This window comes from Achromobacter sp. SD115, from assembly GCF_017355315.1.
Taxonomy (GTDB): domain Bacteria; phylum Pseudomonadota; class Gammaproteobacteria; order Burkholderiales; family Burkholderiaceae_B; genus Achromobacter; species Achromobacter xylosoxidans_B.
On sequence record NZ_JADIJM010000012.1, the window covers coordinates 39978 to 59716 of the forward strand.

The 19739-nt window shown below is 66.3% G+C and carries 19 protein-coding genes; 3 read left to right on the forward strand and 16 right to left on the reverse strand.

The genetic code is table 11. From position 1 onward, the window contains the following. The 4 genes from fdhE to fdnG all read right to left on the reverse strand — a co-directional run bounded on the left by fdhE (position 1) and on the right by fdnG (position 5772). Complete coding sequence (gene fdhE / locus IPU70_RS17785; RefSeq protein WP_207469072.1) at positions 1-933, reverse strand: formate dehydrogenase accessory protein FdhE; 933 nt, start codon at positions 931-933, stop codon at positions 1-3. Positions 934-1168: 235 nt separating this feature from the next. Beyond that, positions 1169-1801, reverse strand: a complete 633-nt coding sequence (locus IPU70_RS17790) for a formate dehydrogenase subunit gamma (protein WP_207469073.1) — start codon at positions 1799-1801, stop codon at positions 1169-1171. Continuing rightward, positions 1794-2693 (reverse strand): formate dehydrogenase subunit beta, encoded by a 900-nt coding sequence (gene fdxH / locus IPU70_RS17795; protein WP_013391078.1) that lies wholly within the window; start codon positions 2691-2693, stop codon positions 1794-1796. Before fdxH ends, IPU70_RS17790 begins: the two co-directional genes overlap by 8 nt. A gap of 10 nt (positions 2694-2703) precedes the next feature. Next, the gene (fdnG, locus tag IPU70_RS17800) at positions 2704-5772 is read right to left on the reverse strand and encodes a formate dehydrogenase-N subunit alpha (RefSeq protein ID WP_207469074.1); all 3069 of its coding nucleotides are present in this window, start codon (positions 5770-5772) and stop codon (positions 2704-2706) included. A 307-nt stretch (positions 5773-6079) separates the two neighbouring features. Between fdnG and IPU70_RS17805 the strand changes: the two genes are divergently transcribed. Further along, positions 6080-7552, forward strand: coding sequence for a DUF1254 domain-containing protein (locus IPU70_RS17805; RefSeq protein ID WP_207469076.1), 1473 nt, complete (start codon positions 6080-6082; stop codon positions 7550-7552). A gap of 50 nt (positions 7553-7602) precedes the next feature. After that, entirely contained in the window at positions 7603-8106 is a 504-nt protein-coding gene (locus tag IPU70_RS17810) for an acyl-CoA thioesterase (protein WP_207469077.1), read from the forward strand. 97 nt (positions 8107-8203) lie between these two features. Here IPU70_RS17810 and IPU70_RS17815 read toward each other — a convergent pair whose 3' ends face one another. The 9 genes from IPU70_RS17815 to ssuE all read right to left on the reverse strand — a co-directional run bounded on the left by IPU70_RS17815 (position 8204) and on the right by ssuE (position 15920). Beyond that, entirely contained in the window at positions 8204-9211 is a 1008-nt protein-coding gene (locus IPU70_RS17815; protein ID WP_207469078.1) for a sterol desaturase family protein, read from the reverse strand. A gap of 2 nt (positions 9212-9213) precedes the next feature. Further along, complete coding sequence (locus tag IPU70_RS17820; RefSeq protein WP_207469222.1) at positions 9214-9972, reverse strand: polysaccharide deacetylase family protein; 759 nt, start codon at positions 9970-9972, stop codon at positions 9214-9216. Positions 9973-10060: 88 nt separating this feature from the next. Next, positions 10061-11041, reverse strand: coding sequence for a YncE family protein (locus tag IPU70_RS17825; protein WP_207469079.1), 981 nt, complete (start codon positions 11039-11041; stop codon positions 10061-10063). 173 nt (positions 11042-11214) lie between these two features. Then, complete coding sequence (locus IPU70_RS17830) at positions 11215-12063, reverse strand: DUF2950 family protein (RefSeq protein ID WP_242702563.1); 849 nt, start codon at positions 12061-12063, stop codon at positions 11215-11217. A gap of 23 nt (positions 12064-12086) precedes the next feature. Beyond that, positions 12087-13514 (reverse strand): DUF3300 domain-containing protein, encoded by a 1428-nt coding sequence (locus IPU70_RS17835; RefSeq protein WP_207469081.1) that lies wholly within the window; start codon positions 13512-13514, stop codon positions 12087-12089. A 123-nt stretch (positions 13515-13637) separates the two neighbouring features. After that, positions 13638-13853: a molybdopterin-binding protein gene (locus IPU70_RS17840; RefSeq protein ID WP_006227327.1), complete on the reverse strand. Its 216-nt coding sequence runs from the start codon at positions 13851-13853 to the stop codon at positions 13638-13640. 64 nt (positions 13854-13917) lie between these two features. Then, positions 13918-14814, reverse strand: a complete 897-nt coding sequence (locus IPU70_RS17845; protein WP_207469082.1) for an ATP-binding cassette domain-containing protein — start codon at positions 14812-14814, stop codon at positions 13918-13920. Further along, on the reverse strand, positions 14811-15296 hold the full coding sequence (locus IPU70_RS17850) for an ABC transporter permease (protein WP_207469084.1): 486 nt from the start codon (positions 15294-15296) through the stop codon (positions 14811-14813). The genes IPU70_RS17845 and IPU70_RS17850 overlap by 4 nt, the downstream gene beginning before the upstream one ends. Before the next feature lie 3 nt (positions 15297-15299). Next, the gene (ssuE, locus tag IPU70_RS17855; RefSeq protein WP_207469085.1) at positions 15300-15920 is read right to left on the reverse strand and encodes an NADPH-dependent FMN reductase; all 621 of its coding nucleotides are present in this window, start codon (positions 15918-15920) and stop codon (positions 15300-15302) included. 241 nt (positions 15921-16161) lie between these two features. On the opposite strand from ssuE, the gene IPU70_RS17860 reads away from it, so the two are divergent. Further along, positions 16162-16599 carry a universal stress protein gene (locus IPU70_RS17860; RefSeq protein WP_013391065.1) on the forward strand — a complete coding sequence of 146 codons (438 nt, stop codon included), beginning with the start codon at positions 16162-16164 and terminating at the stop codon, positions 16597-16599. Between the two features lie 18 nt (positions 16600-16617). Here IPU70_RS17860 and IPU70_RS17865 read toward each other — a convergent pair whose 3' ends face one another. The 3 genes from IPU70_RS17865 to IPU70_RS17875 are packed head-to-tail and all read right to left on the reverse strand — an operon-like array spanning position 16618 to position 19566. Next, on the reverse strand, positions 16618-17625 hold the full coding sequence (locus IPU70_RS17865) for a 2Fe-2S iron-sulfur cluster-binding protein (protein ID WP_207469086.1): 1008 nt from the start codon (positions 17623-17625) through the stop codon (positions 16618-16620). 12 nt (positions 17626-17637) lie between these two features. Next, entirely contained in the window at positions 17638-18117 is a 480-nt protein-coding gene (locus IPU70_RS17870) for a heme-binding protein (RefSeq protein WP_013391063.1), read from the reverse strand. A gap of 39 nt (positions 18118-18156) precedes the next feature. Further along, positions 18157-19566, reverse strand: a complete 1410-nt coding sequence (locus tag IPU70_RS17875) for an aldehyde dehydrogenase family protein (protein WP_242702576.1) — start codon at positions 19564-19566, stop codon at positions 18157-18159. Positions 19567-19739: the final 173 nt, after the last annotated feature.

Sequence of the window (19739 nt, forward strand, 5' to 3'; positions counted from 1 at the left end):
CTATTCCTCCGATCCGTGCCACAGCAGCGGATTGCCGCTGGCCCGCGAATAGCCGGCCTCGCCGACCAGCACGTCCAGCATCAGACTGGCCAGGTCGTCGGCCACGGGCTCCACCTGCAGGTCCTTGTCCTGGTAGAAGATCTTGCGGTAGGTATGGCAGTGGTCGCAGGTTTCGGCCTTGATGGCGGGCGTGCGGCCTTCGATGGCCTGGTAGGCCACCGACTCCACGTCTTCGCAGTGCGAGCACTTCACCCGCACCATGTGCCATTGGGTCGCGCACAGGCTGCAGCACAGGTAGCGGTAGCCTTCGAACTGCCCGCCCACGCGCACCACGCTGGCCACCGGCAGGCTGGCGCACACCGGGCAAACGCCGAAGGGACTGGCGACCGGCAGCTGCTTTTCGTCGAAACGGCTGGCCAGGTCGGTCCAATAGACTTGCAGGGCCGCCATCACGAAGGGCGCCGCGGCGCCATCGACGCCCTGATCCTGTTCGGACAGCACAGCCTCGGCCAGATCCTCCAGCGACTCCGGGTTCTCGGCCAGTGCGCGGCGCAAGGTGGCGCAGACCTCGACGGCCTCGGCCGGCACGTCCTTGACGCCCGCCACGTGGTCTATCAGTTGGCCCAGTATGCCGCGCCACAGGGGATCGCGCGGCCAGCCCACCGCCTGCAGAGGCGGCATGCCATGCGCCTGCGCCAGCGAAATGCGTTCTTCGGACGCTTCGGGCACCGCGCAATCCTGCAAGGCGCGGTGCTGGGCGTCGACCAGATGCGCCATCAGCAGCAGGTAGTCGGCCACCGGGCTGTCCGCCGCCAACTGCCGCAGCCGGGCTGCGCGTGTAGCGAACACCGACCCGCGTTCCGGCAGGCTGACACGGGGGATGCGGTTGTGGTCTAGCGCTTCGATCTCGCCGCGCGGAAGAATTCGCTGCACTTGCGTCTCCAGATAAAAAAACACGGCTGCCAGCCTTCAAGGAGAAGGATAGCAGCCGTCGGGCGGGTACGTGAGGGCCGGGAGAAGGCCCCATTTGCCGCAGAGCAAGCGGCACGCACGCTGTGCGCGCACCGTGGGGGCCCCTTTTCCCGCCGGGCCGCGCCAAGGGAAAAGCGCCCCCTCGGGGGGCAGGAAGCGCACGCAGTGCGCGCGCCGTGGGGGCCCTTCTTCCCTTTTATTTTCGGATTTGCTCCCGGAACCAGGCGCGGTGATGCTTCCAGGCCCAACCCGCCGTCACATACCCGCGCAGCATCGCGGTCAAGGAGCCCTTGACCCAGATGGCCGCGTAGATGTGCACGATGATGGCGCAAATCAGCACCAGCGCGCTGACGGCATGCAGCACCGAGGCGGCGCGGATGACCCAGATCGGGAAATAAAACGCGAAGTACTCGCGCCAGATCACGATGCCGCTGACGAACAGGCCCAGCATGCACAGGATCAGCACATAGAACAGCAGCTTCTGGCCGGCGTTGTACTTGCCGACTTCGGGCAGCTTTTCCTCGCGGTTCTCGACCACGTCGTTCAGTTGCCGCATCCACTGACGATCCGCCTTCGTCATGAGGTTGTGCCGCCACATGTGGCCGGCGAACACGACGAAGCAGGCAAACATCACCACCCCGATGAAGGGATGCAGGATGCGCGTCCAGGGGCCACCTCCGAACAGGTTGGTCAGCCAGTACATGGACGGGTGGAACAGCGCAAGCCCGGACAGCGCCAACAGGATGAACGTGAAGGCGATGATCCAGTGGTTGGTGCGTTCGCCCGGCGTATAGCGCTTGATCCGGCGGTAGTGGCGGTCTTCACTCATGGCGCACCTCCTCTTCGGCACGGCGTTCGTCTTCCTCGGACACCTCGTTGCGGCCAACGCGGGCGTAGTGGAAGAAGCCCGCCAGCGCGGTCAGGGCCATCACGGCCACGCCCACGGGTTTGGACAGCCCCTTCCATAGCGAAACCATGGGGCTGATCTGCGGGTCCTTGGGCAGCCCGTGATACAGCCCCGGCTGGTCGGCGTGATGCAGCACATACATGACGTGGGTGCCGCCCACGCCCTGAGGGTCGTACAGGCCAGCCTTGTCGAAGCCGCGCGACTTGAGGTCGACGATCCGTTCCTCGGCGTGCTGCGTCATGTCTTCCTTGGTGCCGAAGACGATGGCGCCGGTGGGACAGGCCTTGACGCACGCCGGTTCCTGGCCGACGGCCACCCGGTCGGAACACAGGGTGCACTTGTACGCCTTGTGGTCCTTCTTGGAGATGCGCGGCACGTTGAAAGGACAGCCGGTGATGCAGTAGCCGCAGCCGATGCAGTTCTCTTCGTGGAAATCCACGATGCCGTTGGTGTACTGGATGATGGCGCCCGGCGAGGGACAGGCCTTCAGGCAGCCCGGGTCCTCGCAGTGCATGCAGCCGTCCTTGCGGATCAGCCATTCCAGGTCGCCTTGCGGATTCTCGTATTCGGAGAAGCGCATGACCGTCCAGGAATGTTCGGTCAGATCGGCCGGATTGTCATAGACGCCGACGTTGGTGCCGATCTCGTCGCGCAGATCGTTCCATTCCATACAGGCGCTTTGGCAGGCTTTGCAGCCGATGCACTTGGAGACGTCGATCAGCTTGGCCACCGAGCCCGTGATGGGTTCGCGGATGCCGGGCGGCGGCGTGGTGGTGGCGGAGCGCCGCTTGATGTCTAGGGATTGCATGGACATGTCGGTCTCCTTAGGCCTTCTCGACCTGCACCAGGAACGACTTGAATTCCGGTGTCTGGGAATTCCCGTCGCCCACGAACGGCGTCAGGGTGTTGGTGAGGAAGCCGGGTTTGGCCAGGCCCACGAAGCCCCAGTGGATGGGGATGCCCACGTGATGCACCGTCTTGCCCTCGACGGTCAGCGCGCGCAGGCGCTTGGTGACCAGTGCCACCGCCTTGATGTAGCCGCGGTTGGACGACACCTTCACGCGCGAACCGTTGGCGATGCCCAATTCCTTGGCCAGCGCCTCGCCGATCTCCACGAACTGCTCCGGCTGGAGGATCGCGTTGATGCGGACGTGCTTGGTCCAGTAGTGGAAGTGCTCCGTCAGGCGGTAGGTCGTGGCCACGTAGGGAAACTTGTCCACCGTGCCCATCGCGGCCAGGTCGTCCTTGAAGACCCGCGCGGCGGGATTGCTGGTGACCCCCTTGGCCTTCGGATACAGCGGGTTGTAGCCCAGCGGCGTCTCGAAGGGTTCGTAGTGCTCGGGGAACGGCCCTTCGGCCATGCCCGCCCGCGCGAAGAAGCGCGCCACGCCCTCGGGGTTCATGATGAACGGGCCCATGCCGCCGTCGGGATTCTCGTCGCCCTTGAAGTCGGGGATGTCGGCGCCGGTCCAGAACTTGCCGTTCCATGAAACCAGGCTGCGTCGCGGATCGAACGGCTTGCCCGTCAGGTCACAGGACGCGCGGTTGTACAGGACGCGGCGATTGGCCGGCCAGGCCCAGGCCCAGTTCAGGGTCTGGCCTATGCCGGTCGGATCGCTGTTGTCGCGCCGCGCCATCAGGTTGCCGCCGGGGCCCCAGGCGCCGGCGAAGATCCAACAGCCGCTGATGGTTGAGCCATCGTCGCGCAGTTCCGCGAAGCCGGCCAGTTGCTCGCCAGCCTTGCGCGTCACCTTGGACGGGTCCTTGGGATCCGTCAGCTCCACCAGCGCCTTGCCCGTGTATTCCTTGGCCAGCTCTTCCGCAGTGGGATTCTGCGGATTGGAGTACGGCCAGGACAGGTTGACGATGGGGTCGGGGTACTTGCCGCCTTCGTCCTGGTACATCTTGCGCAGGCGCGTGAACAGCAGCGCCATGATCTCGATGTCGCTCTTGGCCTCGCCCGGGGGCTCGGCGCCCTTCCAGTGCCATTGCAGCCAGCGGCCGGAGTTCACCAGCGTGCCGTCTTCCTCGGCGAAACAGGTGGTCGGCAGGCGGAAGACCTCGGTCTGGATCTTGGACGGGTCCACATCGTTGGCTTCGCCCGCGTTGCGCCAGAACTCGGAGGTCTCGGTGACCAGCGGGTCCATGATGACCAGGAACTTCAGCTTGGCGAAGCCGGCGTTCAGCTTGGCCTTGTTGGGCGCGGCGGCCAGGGGGTTGAAGCCCTGGGCGAGGTAGCCGTTCATCTTGCCCTGGAACATGAGCTCGTAGACCTGCAGCATGTCGTAGAGCTTGTCCAGCTTGGGCAGGTAATCGAAGGCCCAGTTGTTTTCGGCCGTGGCGGACTTGCCCCACCAGGCCTTCATCAGGCTGACGTGGAACTTGCTGTAGTTCTGCCAATAGCTCAGCTGGTTGGGCCGCAAGGGCTTCTGCGTGCGCGACTCGATGTACTTGCCGTAGTCCTGTTCGGGCTCGTTGGGCAGGGTCATGTAGCCGGGCAGCAGGTTCGACATCAGGCCCAGGTCGGTCAGGCCCTGGATGTTCGAGTGTCCGCGCAGCGCGTTCATGCCGCCGCCGGCGATGCCGATGTTGCCCAGCAGCAGCTGCACCATCGCGCCGGTGCGGATGATCTGCGAACCGATGGAATGCTGCGTCCAGCCCAGCGCGTAGAGGATGGTCGCGGCGCGGTTGGTGGTGGCGGTGGAAGCCAGCATCTCGCACACCTTCAGGAACTTGTCCTTGGGCGTGCCGCAGACGCGCTCGACCATTTCCTCGGTGTAGCGCGAGTAGTGCTTCTTCAGCAGCTGGTAGACGCTGCGCGGGTGCGCCAGCGTCGGATCGGTCTTGACGTAGCCGTCGTCGCCGCGCTCGTAGTCCCAGCTGGCCTTGTTGTAGGTGCGCTTCTCGGCGTCGTAGCCGGAATACAGGCCTGCGTCGAACGCGAAGTCTTCGCGCACGATGAAGGAAAAGTCCGTGTAGTTGCGCACGTACTCGTGCTGGATCTTGTCCTTATCCAGCAGATACTTGATGACGCCACCCAGGAAAATGATGTCGGTGCCGGTGCGTATGGGCGCGTAGAAGTCCGCCACGGATGCCGAGCGCGTGAAGCGCGGATCCACGACGATCAGCTTCGCCTTGTTATGGGCTTTGGCTTCCGTGACCCATTTGAACCCGCAAGGGTGGGCCTCGGCGGCATTGCCGCCCATGATCAGTACTACGTCCGCGTTCTTGATGTCGACCCAATGGTTCGTCATCGCTCCACGGCCAAACGTCGGGGCAAGACCTGCCACCGTCGGGCCATGTCAGACACGGGCTTGGTTATCGAACGCCAGTATCCCCATGCTGCGCACAGTCTTGTGCGTGATGTAGCCAACCTCGTTGCTGCTTGCCGAGGCCGCCAGCATGCCGGTGGTCAGCCACCGGTTGACGGTTTTGCCGTCCGCGGTCTTCTCGACGAAGTTCGCGTCGCGGTCGGCCTTCATGAGCTTGGTGATGCGGGTCAGGGCGTCGTCCCACGACATCCGTACCCACTTGTCCGAGCCTGGCGCCCGGTATTCCGGGTACTTCAGGCGGTTGGGGCTGTGGATGAAGTCGATCAGGGCAGCGCCCTTCGGACAGAGCGTGCCGCGGTTGACGGGGTGGTCCGGGTCGCCTTCGATGTGCATGATGCTGGCACGGGCGTTCTTGGAGCCGTCGCCCAAGCCGTACATCAGCAGTCCACAGGCGACCGAACAGTAGGGACAGGTGTTGCGCGTTTCAGTCATGCGCGCAAGCTTGTACTGGCGGACTTCTGCCATGGCCGTGCCGGGGGCAGCCCCCAGCAAAGCCAGGCTGGAGCCTGCCAGCGTCGCACCGGTCACCTTGAAGAACTGGCGGCGATTCATGTTGACCATGAAACACTCCTCTCCTGGTGAATGAAGAAAGCCTTAAGGCCGCCGAAACGAAAAGGCCCTACGACTTCCAAGGACATTTTCCCGAGTATAGGCTTTGCGCGACGGCCGCGCCATGAGATCAGTCCTAAGACTGGCCCGTCCTTATGTCTGAGATTTGGACGCCAAATCGGGTTTTTTCGCAGATTTTGGATGATCCCGCGGCTGCTACCATTCCCGGCTGCCTGGACTGGCCGGCAAGCTTCCCGCTGCGGGGACGCCGCGCCGGCCCGCTCTCCCTCTTTTCCCCCGCATGTCCGTAGGAGCGCCGATGCGCCGCCTTGTTGCCCTGGCCCTGTCTTTCGCCGCCGTCGCCGCGCTGGCGCCGGCCGCGCCCGTCCTGGCGGCGCCCTCCGCCCCGACCCCGGCCGCCGCCGCCACCGAAGCGGCCCACCAGGCGGCGATGGAAGGCTATCTCTACTTCTATCCGCTGGTCACGATGGACCTGACCCGCCGCCAGTTCACCCATCCGACGCGCGGCGCCGAAGGCGCCCCGGCCAATACCTTCCTGCACGGGCGCGCGCTGCCGCAGCCCGGCGCCGCCACGCCCTGGGCCAATCCCGACATGCTGCGCAGCGCCGCCTGGCTGGACCTGACGGCCGGGCCGGTGGTGCTATCAGTGCCGGATACCCAGGGCCGGCTCTACACGCTGACGCTGCTGGACATGTGGACCGACGTGTTCGCCACGCTGGGCAAGCGCAGCACCGGCACGGCCAAAGGCAATACCGTGATCGTGCCGCCGGGCTGGAACGGCGTGCTGCCCTCTGGCATGGCGCGCATCGACGCGCCTACCGCCTATGTCTGGGCCAAGAACCTGATCCAGACGGGCGGACCAGCGGACTACCCCGCGGTCCACGGCTTGCAGGACGGCTTCGTGCTGACGCCGCTGGCGCAATGGAATTTGCCCGCACAGGCGCAGCGGGTGAAATCCGATCCTTCCCTGAATTTGCGGATCCCCGTGCGCGAGCAGGTTGAATCCATGCCGACCGACGCCTACTTCGAGTACGCGGCCGAGCTGCTGCGCAAGAATCCGCCGCATCCCACCGACCAGCCAGTGCTGGCCAAGCTGCGCGGCGCGGGTCTCAGCGCCGGCCGGCCGTTCGACTTCGCTCAACTCGGCCACCCCGCCAAACAGGGCATGCGCCGCGGCCTGCGAACGGCGCGCGAGCGGATGACGGCCGCTGCCGGCGGCACGGTGCGCAGCGTGAACGGCTGGCACCAGGAAACCGCCAGCCTCGGCGTCTACGGCAATTCCTATCTGCGGCGCGCCCTGACGGCGCAAGCGCAGCCGGGCGCGGGCCTGCCCGAAGACCTGAGCGTGCTGCTGCTGGCCGCCGACAGCCAGGGCGCGCCGCTGGATGGCGCGCACGGCTACACGCTGCATTTCGAGAGCGGCCAGTTGCCGCCCGCCGCGGCGCTCTGGTCGCTGGCGGCCTACGACGCGCAAGGCATGCCGTTTGCCAATCCGCTGAGCCGCTACGCGCTGGGCGACCGCGATCCCCTGCGCTACAACGCCGACGGTTCGCTGGACCTGCGCATCAGCCACGCGCCCCCCGCGTCCGAGGAGCAGTCCAATTGGCTGCCCCTGCCCGCCGCCGGGCCGGCAAGCCTGCTGCTGCGCGTTTATGCGCCCGAGCCGGCGCTGCTGGATGGATTGTGGACGCCGCCCGCCCTGCTGCGTGACGTGCCGCCCGAAGAAACGGTGGAAGCGCCTGCGGAAAACACTGAAAAGACCCAGCCATGACAGTCGCCTGCCGCTACCATAGGTGTTTTATTCAAGATTGAACGACCGCCATGGACGAAGCCTTTAGCCACCAACTGTCGATGACCATCCTGATGACGCCGGACATGGCGAATTTCTCGGGAAATGTGCACGGCGGAACCATCCTCAAGTACCTGGACCAGGTGGCCTACGCCTGTGCCAGCCGGTACGCCGGCCAATATGTGGTGACCCTGTCCGTGGACCAGGTGGTGTTCCGCGAACCCATCCACGTCGGCGAACTGGTGACCTTCCTGGCAGCCGTGAACTACACCGGCCGCACCTCGATGGAAATCGGCATCAAGGTCGTCACCGAGGACATCCGCAAGAAACTGGTGCGCCACACCAACAGCTGTTACTTCACGATGGTGGCGGTGGATGAGCAGGGCGCGCCGACCGCGGTGCCGGCCCTGGAACCGCGCAACCTGGAAGAAAAGCAACGCATGGAAGCCGCCCGCCTGCGCCGTGAACTGCGCCAGGAAATGGAACGCCGGCACGGCGAGATCAAACGGGAAACCACGCACGACGGTCAGCCCTGAAACGGGCTTCCAGACCGATTCTCCAAAATAAAAACGAGCCCTACCGGGCTCGTTTTTATTTGCGCGTTTCCAACCGGGAAAGCGCGTGGGGCAGTTCTCAGGCGCGTTCCGCGGAAGCCGGCGGCGCCGGTGGCGCGGCGGCAGGCTCGCGGTCGCGGCCGACCATGCGCTTCAAGCCCAGCCACTGCTGCGACCAGAAGCTGCGGCCGTAATCGCGCCCGCCCAGTTCCGCCTGCTGGTCGTGGATGCCCGTGGGACCGTAGCCCACGCCGAAGCGGGCGGTGCGGAACAGCACGTCCCAGATGGGGAACAGCGCGCCGAAGTTGTAGCCGCCCACCGGCCCCGGCGAGGAGGCGTCATAGGCGATGGAGTGGTGATGGCGGTGAAAGCGCGGGCTGACCAGCAGGCGCTCGCCGATGGCGCCGAAATGCATGCGCAGGTTGGCGTGCGAGAAGCTCTGCGCCAGCTGGGTGATGGCCACCACCATGACGAACTGCGCGGGCGGCACGCCCACCAGCTGCGACACGAACACCACCAGCACGTCGCGCAGCATGTCGTCCAGCAGATGGTTGCGGTCGTCGCTCCAGATCGTCATCTGCCGCTGGCTGTGATGCACCGCATGCAGCGCCCAGAGCCAGCCGAAACGATGCTGGGCGCGATGGTAGAAGTAATCCACCGCGTCGAACAGCAGCAGGTAGATGATCAGGCTGACCCAGGCCTTGTCCGTGACGCCGGGCCAGTACTGGTCCAGCTGGAAGGCCGCGAAACCCCAGACGTGCAACTGGCCGAACACGCTGTCCCACAGCGGGTCCACGGTGAAGAACAGCAACAGGCGGAAGGCGCCCAGGCGGTGGATCAGCGTGTACAGCACGTCGATGCCGATCTGGCGGCGGTCGGTCACGGCCTCCACGGGGCGCAGGCGCTGCAAGGGGCCGAAAATCAGCACCAGCACCGCGATCTGCAGCAGGCCGACCAGCAGCCACATGGTGGCGTCGTAGCCGTCTTCGATGAAGTTGCTCATGCCCAAGTGGAACAGCGCGGGCTGAATCGCCGTTTCGAAGAGCCATTGCTGGCACTCTCCGAAGAATTGACTAAGCGTTTCCATGATCAATGATGAGTAGCGATCCAGTCGCGGTAGGACGGGTGCGTGTCCAAAGTAGCAAAACAATAGCCCTTGCGCTGCAAACCGACAATCAGCGGCTCCAGCACGGCCGGCGCCCAGGGGTCCTGGCGCGACCAGATGCCCAGATGGGCCAGCAGGATGTCGCCGGGCTTGATGGTGCGCAGCGCCTGATCCAGCAGACGGGCGTTGGGGTACTTATCGCTGGGCAGTTCATCGCCCAGGAAGCCGGCGGGCGCCCAGCCCACGTGCTCGAAGCCGCAGGCCTTGGCCGCCTTCAACAGCGCGGGCGAGGTCTTGCCGCCGGGCGCGCGGTAGATCGGCAGCATATTCTTGCCCGTCATCTGGTGGAAACGGGTGACGGAGCGCTTGATCTCGGCGCAATACTGCTCGGGTGTCCATTCGGCACGCTTGCCCGCGTCCGGACCGGCGCTGGGCTTGACGCGGAACTTGCCGCCGGGCAGGTCGGCCTGCCAATAGACGTGATCGTAGGTGTGCGAGCCGAAGACATGGCCTTCGGCCGCGCGCGCCTTCCACCACGGCGCCCACACGTCATCCAGGCTGGAGCCGTCGGTCAGGGTGCGCTCGTTGGCCAGGAAGAAGGTGACCTTGACGTTGTGGCGGGCCAGCACGTCGGCGATCAGCGGAGCCACGCCCATGTGGCCGGTATCGAAAGTCAGGTAGACCGGCTTGTCGCAGGTGGCGGGCGCGGCCGTTCCCAGGGCGGGAAAGGCCAGCGCGAGCATCACGGCCACGGCCACATGTCGTTTTGCCGGCAAGCGCTGCCCCTTGGGGGGCAGCAAGCCCGCGCAAGCGGGCGCGGCGTGGGGGCTCTTACCTCGTCGGAGCATGGTTCAAGGTCCAGACGCCGTGGGGGGACTTGCCCACTGGCACCTGATTGACCACCTTCTTCTGCTCAAGGTCCACCACGGTGAGCTTGCGGGCCCAGCGCGAGGTGACCAGCAGGGTCTTGCCGTCGGCCAGCACGTCCATGCAGTCCGGGCCGCCCGGCACCGGGAAGGTATCGGTGACGGCCAGCGTCTGCAGGTCGATGCGGCTGATGGAATTGGCTGTGCGGTTGCTGACGAACAGGTGGCGGTGGTCGCCCTGCGCGCGGAAAGCGTGGGCGCCCGCGGCGGTCTTGATGCGCGTCACCAGCTTGGCCGGGCCGTTGCTGACGTCGTAGGCCTCGACGTAGGAGTCGCCGGTCAGCGCCACCAGCAGGGTCTTCTGATCAGGCGTCAGGAACACGTCGGCCGGCGTCTTGCCCACCGACACCGTCCACTTCGGCGTCTGCGTGGCCAGGTCAATGGCGATGAGCTGATCGCTGTCCTGCAGCGTCACGTAGGCCGTGGTGCTGTTCTTGTCGATCATGATGTGGCTGGGCGTCTTGCCAGCCTGGATGCGCTTGACCAGCTTGAGGTCGAAGCCCTTTTCCAGCGGATGCCAGGAATAGATGTCGATGTGGTCCAGGCGGTTGGCGGCGGTCACGAACCACTTCATGTCCGGCGAAAACTGCAGCTGGTAGGGATCGACGATGCCGGTCAGCGTGCGCTGCACTTCGCCGGTCTTGGGATCCATCAGCGTGATCGAATCGCTGGTGGCGTTGGCCACCATGAGCGACTTTTCGTCGGGGGTCAGGTACAGGTGATGCGGCTCCTTGCCCGTGGGCACGCGCCGCAATTCCTTGTAGGTGACCGGATCAACGATGCTGACGTTGGCGTCCAGGGAGTTCAGGACGAAAATCGGGGCCGAGGCCGCCGCGGCGCTCAGCGCCATCCCTACGCCGAACAGGGCGTAGCGGACAAAATGCATGGGATTCAATTTCTAGGTCCGGCAAAGGGGTATCGGGCAGGGTCCCGGTGCTCGCCATTTTAGGCACAGCGCGCTGACAAAAGGGCGTCGCGCCACGCGATGCGGACAAACGGACACGCCTGTTGCGACCCAGCAACAGGCGTGCGCGGATTACTCCCCGAAAGCCGGAAAAATCATTTGGTGCCAACGGGTTGCGCGTCGGCGTCGGTCCAGGTTCCGGCACTGATATCGCGTTCCCGCAAGGCGGCGGCGCGCGCCGCGGACGAGGGTCCCAGGTCGGACTCGAGCACGCGCCCGTCGGGACCGATGACAAAGGTGTCTATGCCGGTCTGCCCGTAGCGGGCCGGCCAGGCGACGATGCGGTACGAACCGCCGTCGGCGCCCGGCATCACCTTGTACCGGTAGCCGTAATAGGCGTCGTCCAGCGGCACTTCCGGCCCCATGCTGAGCGCGTCCAAGCCGTAGGCCTGCTGCGGTGCGCCGGGTACTTCGGGCCAGTACAGGCCGTCGCGTTGTCCCGGACGGCTGACCAGGCGGCTCGCATAGCGCCCTTGGCCCACGCTGTCCTTGTAACGGCCCTGGGCCGCCTGCAACTCCCGCAGCGTCGCGATGGCGGTCAGTTCGTTGCGACCGATGGCGCGGCGGCGGATTTCCGCCGTGCCGGCCGCCGGGTCGAAACGCCAGCCCTGCCCGGCACGCACGATGGGTACGGGCAGAGTCCAGCCCGAATCCCCGACCGCCAGCCAGGAACGGCCGCCGTCGGCCACGATTTCGTGCTTGCGCGACCAGGCCGCCAGGAAACGGTAGATGTCGTCCTGCGCCACGCCACCCGGCACGATCTTCCGGTGATTCGGCCCCAGCACCTTGGCCAGACCGTCCAGGTCGCTGGTGGCCATGGCGTCGACGAAGGCGTCGGCGGCGGCCTGCGGGCTCGGATACAGGCTTTGCGCGGCGGCGGGGGCCGCGAGGCCCAGCGCCAGCAGCGACGCGGCGCCCAGCGCGCGCAAACGAGCAATGGTCATGAGAGTTCCCTTGTCCATGATGCTTATCTCCGGCCGCCGAAATGTCCGCCGCCGCCACCGCCGCGTCCGCCGCCGGCGTGGCCGCCCCCGCGCGCGCCGCCTCCGCCGCCGCGGTTCATCTCGCTGCGGCTGTGCTGCTGCCGCATCTGATCGCCGTTGCCGGCGCCGCTCAGCGCATTGGCGCTATTGGAAGCACGGCCCCTGTCGCGCGCGGCCGCTTCGTCCGCCCGCTGGCGCTGGGACGCGGCCTGGCGGTCCTGCGTCGACACGCTGGAGGAAGGCCGGTTGTGCTGCGCTTGTCCGCCGCCCTGGGTCCGGTCGCGGGCGCCCTGCCCGCCCTGTCCGCCTTGCGCGGCTCGCTGGCCTTGCCCTTGTCCTTGCCCACGGCCGGCTGCGACATCGCCCCTGCCGGCGGCGCCTTGGCCACGTCCCGCGGACGGTCCGGAATGGCCGGCAATGGATTGCCCGGTGCGACCCTCGAACGACTGCGCCGCGCGGTCACGGGCGGCATCGCGGGAACTGGCGGCCGGCGCCGCGCCCGGCGTACGGCCGCCCTGGCCCTGCGCCCGGCTCTGCACGCCGGCCTGGCGCTGGCTGTCGAAACGCTGCCGGCTGGCCTGGTCCGCATACGGGGTATTGCCGCGGTTGGCGGGATTGTGCTGCCAGTTGGTCCTGTTGTTGTTGATGTTGTTCCGGTCGATGCGCTGATTGACGTTGATGTTGTTGTAGCGGTTGACGTCGATATCGACGTCGTTATGTCCCCAGTCGAACCCGCCCCACATGGAGTTGACCGCGGCCACGCCCAGGCCGAAGCCTATGCCGGCCACCAGCGAGGTGGCGAACACCGAGCCCGGAGGCGGCGGATAGTAGTAAGGCGGATAGGAAGGATAGGCCCAGGCGCCGTAGACCACGGTCGGGTTGTAGCTGGGCACATACACCACCTGCGGATCGGCCGGCTCGATCACCACCACCGTCTTGTCGTTGGTGGTGTTGGAGGTGACCTTCTGCTGCGGCGTGCTCTTCAGGTTGCCGGCCTTCTGCGCCTGGACCCGCAGCCGCTGGACCGAGTCCATGACAGCGTCGGGTTGCGCCAGGAAGGCGTCGCCCACGGACTTCACCCAGTCCGGCTGGCGGCCCATCATGTCCATGACCGAAGGGAACGCCACCAGGGATTTGACGCTGGGATCCCAGGCCTCGCCTTCGACAGCCTTGACGGCCTGGTCGCCGGATTCCGAGGTGTGCGCGGCCGACCACTTGGCGGCCGCCGCGACATCGTCGGGGTAGGTCGCCCCCATGAGGATTTGCGAGAGCAGCGAATCCGGATACAGCGCCACGGGCGCCATCAGCTGATCCAGTTGCGCGTTGTCCAGCTTGGTCTGCGCCGTGGCGGGGAAGCAGGCAACCAGCCCCAGGCATAACCAGCCGATGAACCATTGTTGCAGTCGACGCATTTTCCGTTCTCCGTGAATCGCAAAGCATGCTGCCACAAGCCAGGAGGAAACTGCCGGATATCGCGCTGACAATATATGCCTAACGCCGACGCAGGGGAAGCGCCGGCGCGGATCTGTTCCGGTTCACAGTTTGGCGACGGAAACCTCGGTCGCCTTGACGAAGGCCAGCACCTCGGTGCCGACCTGCAAGTCCAGTTCCTTGACCGACCGGGTGGTGATGACCGAGGTCACGATGCCGGCCGGCGTATCCACGTCCACCTCGGACACCACCGGGCCCAGAATGATTTCCTTGATCTTGCCGCGGAACTGGTTGCGGGCGTTGATGGATTGAATGCTCATGGGTGTTGCTCCTGGTGTATGGGGCGGCGCCATGCCGCCCCTGCGTGAATCACGGGGTGCGGCCTCAGACCGCGAGCCGCAGATGCCGGATCTGGATGACGGGCGCCAGCGGCCGATCGGCGTCTGGCGTGTCTTGCTGGCGCAGCGCGGCGCGCAGCACGCGGGCCTCCAGCGCGGCGAACGCGGCCGAACCGCGCCCGCGTGGATGCGCGAGGCCGACACGCTCGTCCAGCACCAAGCCGCCTTCGTCCAGCACCAGGATGCGATCCGCCAGCGCCACGGCCTCGGCCACGTCGTGGGTCGCCAGCACGGCGGTAAAGCCCTGCTGGCGCCAGAGGTCAGCCAGCAGCCGCTGCGCCTCGATGCGGCTCAGCGCGTCCAGCCCCTCGAAAGGCTCGTCCAGCAACAGCAGGCCGGGGCGGCGCGCCAAGGCCCGGGCCAGCGCCACGCGCTGACGCTGGGCCTCGGACAGCTGCGCGGGCCAGTCGCCGCCGTGGCCGTCCAGACCCACCTGCCGCAACGCATCTGCCGCCTGCGCGGTGCCGGGCAGGCCCAGAGCCACGTTGTGCAGCACGGTCTTCCAGGGCAGCAGGCGCGCGTCCGGCAGCAGGAGGCGCACACGGCTGTCGGGCGCCCAGTTGGGAAAGTTGTCGAACAGCAGCGGCGAGCGGCCCGGCTCTCCGCCCTGCTCGCCGCTGGGCGCAAGCTGGCCGGCCAGCAACTGCAGCAAGGTGCTTTTGCCGCTGCCGGCGCGCCCGACCACCGCCACGAACTCGCCGGCCGCAATCTCCAGGTCCAGCGCCTGCAGTGCAATGCGGTCGCCATAGCGCTTGGCGAGCTTGCGCAAGGTCACGCGCAGCGCAGCTTGCGGTGCAGGCTCGGACGCTTCGTCCGGCTCCGTCCGCTCGCGCACGTCCAGGTGCTGCAACAGTTCAAACTCATTGGGATTGATGAACATCATCGCGGCCTCCAGCGCAGCAGCCAGCGCTCGAGCGCGCTTACCAGCGCCCCCGAGCCCAGGCTGAGGCCCGCGTACAGCGCGATCCCCAGCAACAGCGTCGCCGCGCCCGGAGGAACGCTGTCCAACAGCGGCAGCCTGCCCGGGCCCGCCGGCGTCGCGTAGAGTTCCAGCGCTATCAAGGTCAGCCATAAAAGTCCCAGCCCCTGCCGCAGGCCCGTCAGGATGAACGGCAACGCGCCCGGCAGCAGCACATGCCGATAAAGAGACCAGCCGTCCAAATCGTGCGAACGGCCGGCCGCGACCAGCGCCGGGTCCACCGCGCGTATGCCGCGCACCGTCTGGTATAGAAGCGGCGCAAGCAGGCTCAGCGGCGGCAGCATTCGCCTGGCCGTCTCGCCGCTGCCCAGCCACAGCGCCGCCAGCAGCGCGGGCGCGAGCCAGCGCAGGATCGCCGTGTCGGGATGGGCCTGGGCGTGGCGCATGGGTCACACGCTGAAGCCGCCCGCAAGCGCGAGCCGGCCCAGGTCGTAGGATTGATTGAGAAAAGCGCCGCGCGGCAGCACCTGCTCGGACAGGCGCTCCACCGAATCCTCCAGCCGCCGCCGCGCCTCGGCATCGATCTCGCCCACGCCGAATTCATCCACGTGGACCTGCGCATCGGTGGCATAGACGCCCGCCAGGATGTGGCGCGCGCCCAGCGCGGACAGCACGGGCTTCAGGCCATATTCCAGCGCCAGCAGATGCGCGGGGCTGCCGCCCGTGGCGATGGGCAGCACTACCTTGCCCGCCAGGGCCTTGGGATCCAGCAAATCGAGCACCGCCTTCAAGCCGCCGGAAAACGAAGCCTGATAGACCGGCGTGGAAATCAGCACCGCATCCGCCGCAGCTACCCGCGCGCGCAGCGTATTGGCCGCGGCGCTGGCGTAGTTGCCTTCTATCAGTTCTTCGGCCGGGATGTCGCGCAAGCCCAGCTCGCCGACGCCCAGGCCCCGCGACTGCAGGATCCCGGCAGCGTGCCGCAGCAGCACCGAGGAACGGGAGCGTTGCGACGGACTGCCCGCTATGGCAAGTACGCGGGCATAAGCCTGGCGGCGTGGCGATGACATGGAAGTTCGTTTCCGGAAGTAGGTTCAAGGCGTCGAACCGATTCTGTCATCGCCGCGCGGCGCGGAAAAATACTTAGTCGATATGAGGTTATGTTGCAGTCCGGGTTCGGCTTCTTTTGGAAATATGCGCGGCGGGCCGCCCGGGAACCTCGTCCGTATGCAGGACTGGATTGCGCCTGACGGCGAGCCTATACTGGATTGGCGAGTTGCTCCCTATTCCTTTCCCTAAAGGAGAGGCAACATGTATAAGCACCTGCTCGTCGCCGTGGACGGCTCCCTGCTGTCCGAATCGGCTTTCAAGCGCGCTCTTGTTTTCGCCAAGGAAATGGGAGCCACCATCACGCTCATCCGCGCCATCCCGGAGGACCATCTGCTGGTCTACCAGGCCGAAATGCTGGGCACCACGCAGGCGCAGCATACCGACCAGGCGCGCAAGAACGCGCAAACCTACCTGGACAACCTGGAAATGGAAGCGCGCCACGCGCTGGTGCCATGCAACGCCGTCGTCACGGTCAACGACCACCCCCACGAGGCCATCGTCGAAGCGGCGCAGAACCAGGGCTGCGACCTGATCATCATGGGTTCGCACGGCCGCCATGGCATGACGGGCTTTCTGCTGGGCAGCGAAACCCAGCGCGTGCTGGCGCGCACGCGCCTGCCGGTGCTGGTGTACCGCTAAGCAGGCATGCGTGGCCGCTCAGGCGGCGGCCAGCGCGTGCTGGAAGGTGAAGCTGTCGGAATACATGTGGTCCAGACTGGCGCCGCGCGCGGCCAGGAGGCTCTTGGCTTCGCGGATCATTTCCGGCGCGCCGCACAGGTAGAAAGCGTGCTCGGACAGATCCTGATGGTCCTCCAGGACCGCCTGCTGCACGTGGCCGCGGCGGCCCTGCCAATCCGCGCCCGCGCGCGACAGTACCGGCACGAAGTTGAACTCGTACAGTCTTCCCGCCCAGCTTTCGATCACCTCGCGCAGATAAAGGTCGGCCTCGGTGCGCATGCCCCAGTAAAGCGTGACGGGCGGGCAGTCTTCGTTGTCCAGTAGCGATTCCAGAATGGCCTTGATGGGCGCAATGCCCGTGCCGGTGGCCATCATGATGAGCGGCCGCCAGTCTTCCTCGTGATAGCTGAACACGCCCAGAGGAGCTTCGATCTCCACGCCGGCGCCGGCCTGCGCCTGGCTCAGCCACTGGTCGGTGTAGCGCCCGCCGGGGATGCGGCGCACGTGGAAATCCACCAGGCTGCCGGTGGGCGCCGAGGCCATGGAAAAGCTGCGCGTTTCGCCGTCGGGCAGCACCACGTTCATGTACTGGCCCGGCACGTAATCCAGGCCCTCTTCCGGCAGCGCCAAGGTCAGGTGGATGACGTCGTCGCAATACTTTTCGATGCAGTGGATGGTGGCCGGCAGGCGGCGCGGTTCCGGAAACGACTGCCGGCTGCTGGCCACGCTGATGCAAAGATCGCCCAGGGGCCGGGCCTGGCAGGCCAGCGCATAGCCTTCGGCCGCCTCCTCCGGCGTCAGGGCCATGGGGAACTCTTCGTAGTCCACGGCGCCGGACTCCAGTTTGATGCGGCAGGTGCCGCAGCCGCCGAAGGTGCACTCGTGCGGCAGCTTCACCGCCGAGCGCTCGGCGGCCTGCAGCACGGACTCGCCTTCTTCGACCTGGAACGACTCGTCGGTTTGCAGGATATGCACGCGGTATGCCATGGCCGGCCTCGCTTATTTCTTGATATCCGCCTCGACCAGCACTTTCATGCCGCGCGGCTCCAGCAGCGTCGCCAGGGCCGCCAACGCGGCCAGGCCGGCCTTGGTGTCCTGTTCGCCGTTGCCGCCGCTCAGGCCCACGCCGCCGATCACCTCGTTGTTCACCACGATGGGAAAGCCGCCGACGAATACGGCGAACTTGCCATCGAAGCTCCACTGGATGCCGAAGGCTTCGTTGCCGGGCAGCGCCGGACCATTGGGCGGGGTGTTGAACAAATGCGTGGAACGCTTGTGCCCGGCCGCCGTGAAGGCCTTGTTCCAGGCGATTTGCGGGCCGGTGATGCGGGCGCCGTCCATGCGTTCCAGCGCAATGGGATAGCCGCCGTCGTCGACGATGCAGATCGTCTCCAGCACGCCGATCTCTTCCGATTTGGCGATGGCCGCGCGCACCATCACGCGCGCTTCTTCAAGTTCCAGACGATAGACCTGCTTCATGGGTATGACCTCTTCTGCTTGAAATTGGGGGCCGCGACCTTAGCCGGCGCGGTAGACAGTCTTGATCTGCGTGTAGAACTCCAGCCCCACGCGTCCCGATTCGCGGAACGTGGAGGTGCTGGAATGCTTGAGCCCGCCGAACGGCGCGTTGATCAGATTGCCGGTGGTGGTCCGGTTGATCTTGACCGTTCCGGCCTGGATGTCGCGGGCAAAGCGGTGCGCGTAGCGCGCATCGGTGGTGGCAATGGCGGCCGACAGGCCGTATTCGGTGTCGTTGGCCTTGGAGATGGCGTCTTCGTAGCCGTCCACCTCGATCAGCGCGATCACGGGCCCGAAGATCTCTTCCCGGGCGATGCGCATCTGCTGCGTAACGTCGGTGAACAACGCCGGCGACACGTAATAGCCGCGCTCGAATCCGGCTCCCGTCAGGCGCTCGCCGCCGTACAGATGGGTGGCCTCCTGCTTGCCGACGGCCACATAGCCCAGCACGTTGTCCAGCTGCTTGGCGGTGGCCAGCGGCCCCAGGTCGAAGTTGCCGTCCAGGCCGTTGCCTATGGTCAGCGCCTTGATGCGGGCCAGCAGCTTGTCGGTGTAGGCCTGGCGCACGCGCTTGTCGACCAGCACCCGGCTGGTGCCGGTGCAGGCCTGGCCGCTCAGCGAGAAGCCGCCCTTCACCGCCAAGTCCACGGCACGGTCCAGGTCGGCGTCCGCCAGCACGATCAGGGGATTTTTGCCGCCCAGCTCCATCTGCGTGCGGGTGGTCAGGCCGGCGGTCCGGTGGATCTGTTCACCCGCGGCGGTGGAGCCGGTGAAGGAAATCGCCCGCACCGCGCGCGCGCCGGTAATGGCCTCGCCCACCGCGCCGGCCGGACCGGTCAGGAAGTTCAGCACTCCGGCCGGCAAGCCGGCCTGCACGAAAGCCTCGGCCAGCCGGTAGCCCGACATGGGCGCGTCGGACGAGGGCTTGAACACCACGGTGTTGCCCGCGATGAGCGCCGGGGCGATCTTGCGGGCGGGAATGGAAATGGGAAAGTTCCAGGGGGAAATCACCGTCACCACACCCAGCGGTTCGCGCTGACTGTAGACCACCATGTCCGGATCGTCGTTGGGATAGGTTTCGCCCGTGAACGACTGTCCTTCCACCGCGTAGAAACGGATCGTCTGCGCCGAGCGCAGTACCTCGTCCTTGGCCAGGTTCAGGCTCTTGCCCTCTTCCCGGGTCAATTCGCGCGCGATGTCGTTGGCGTGGTCTTCCAGGTGCTGGGCCGCGCGGAACAGGATGGCGGCGCGCTTGGAAATCGGCGTATCGCGCCAACCGGCAAAGGCGGCTTCGGCGGCGGCCACCGCCTGGCGCGCATCCTCGGCGTCCGAGACCTGGAAACGGCCGACGATGTCGGCGGTATCGGCCGGGTTGATATTCGGCGCCGTCTTGCCGGTGCCGCTGGGCATCCAGCTGCCGCCGATGTGATTCAGGAATGTTTGCTGCGAGAGATCGTCCACGGGAGCGCTTCCTTGGTCTGCGCCCGGCTGGCCGCGAGTGCCTGAGCGGGCTGGCTTACTTGTGAACATTGTATACTTTAATCAATATGGATCGATACGTGTAAACCCCTGCCCCAGATCGG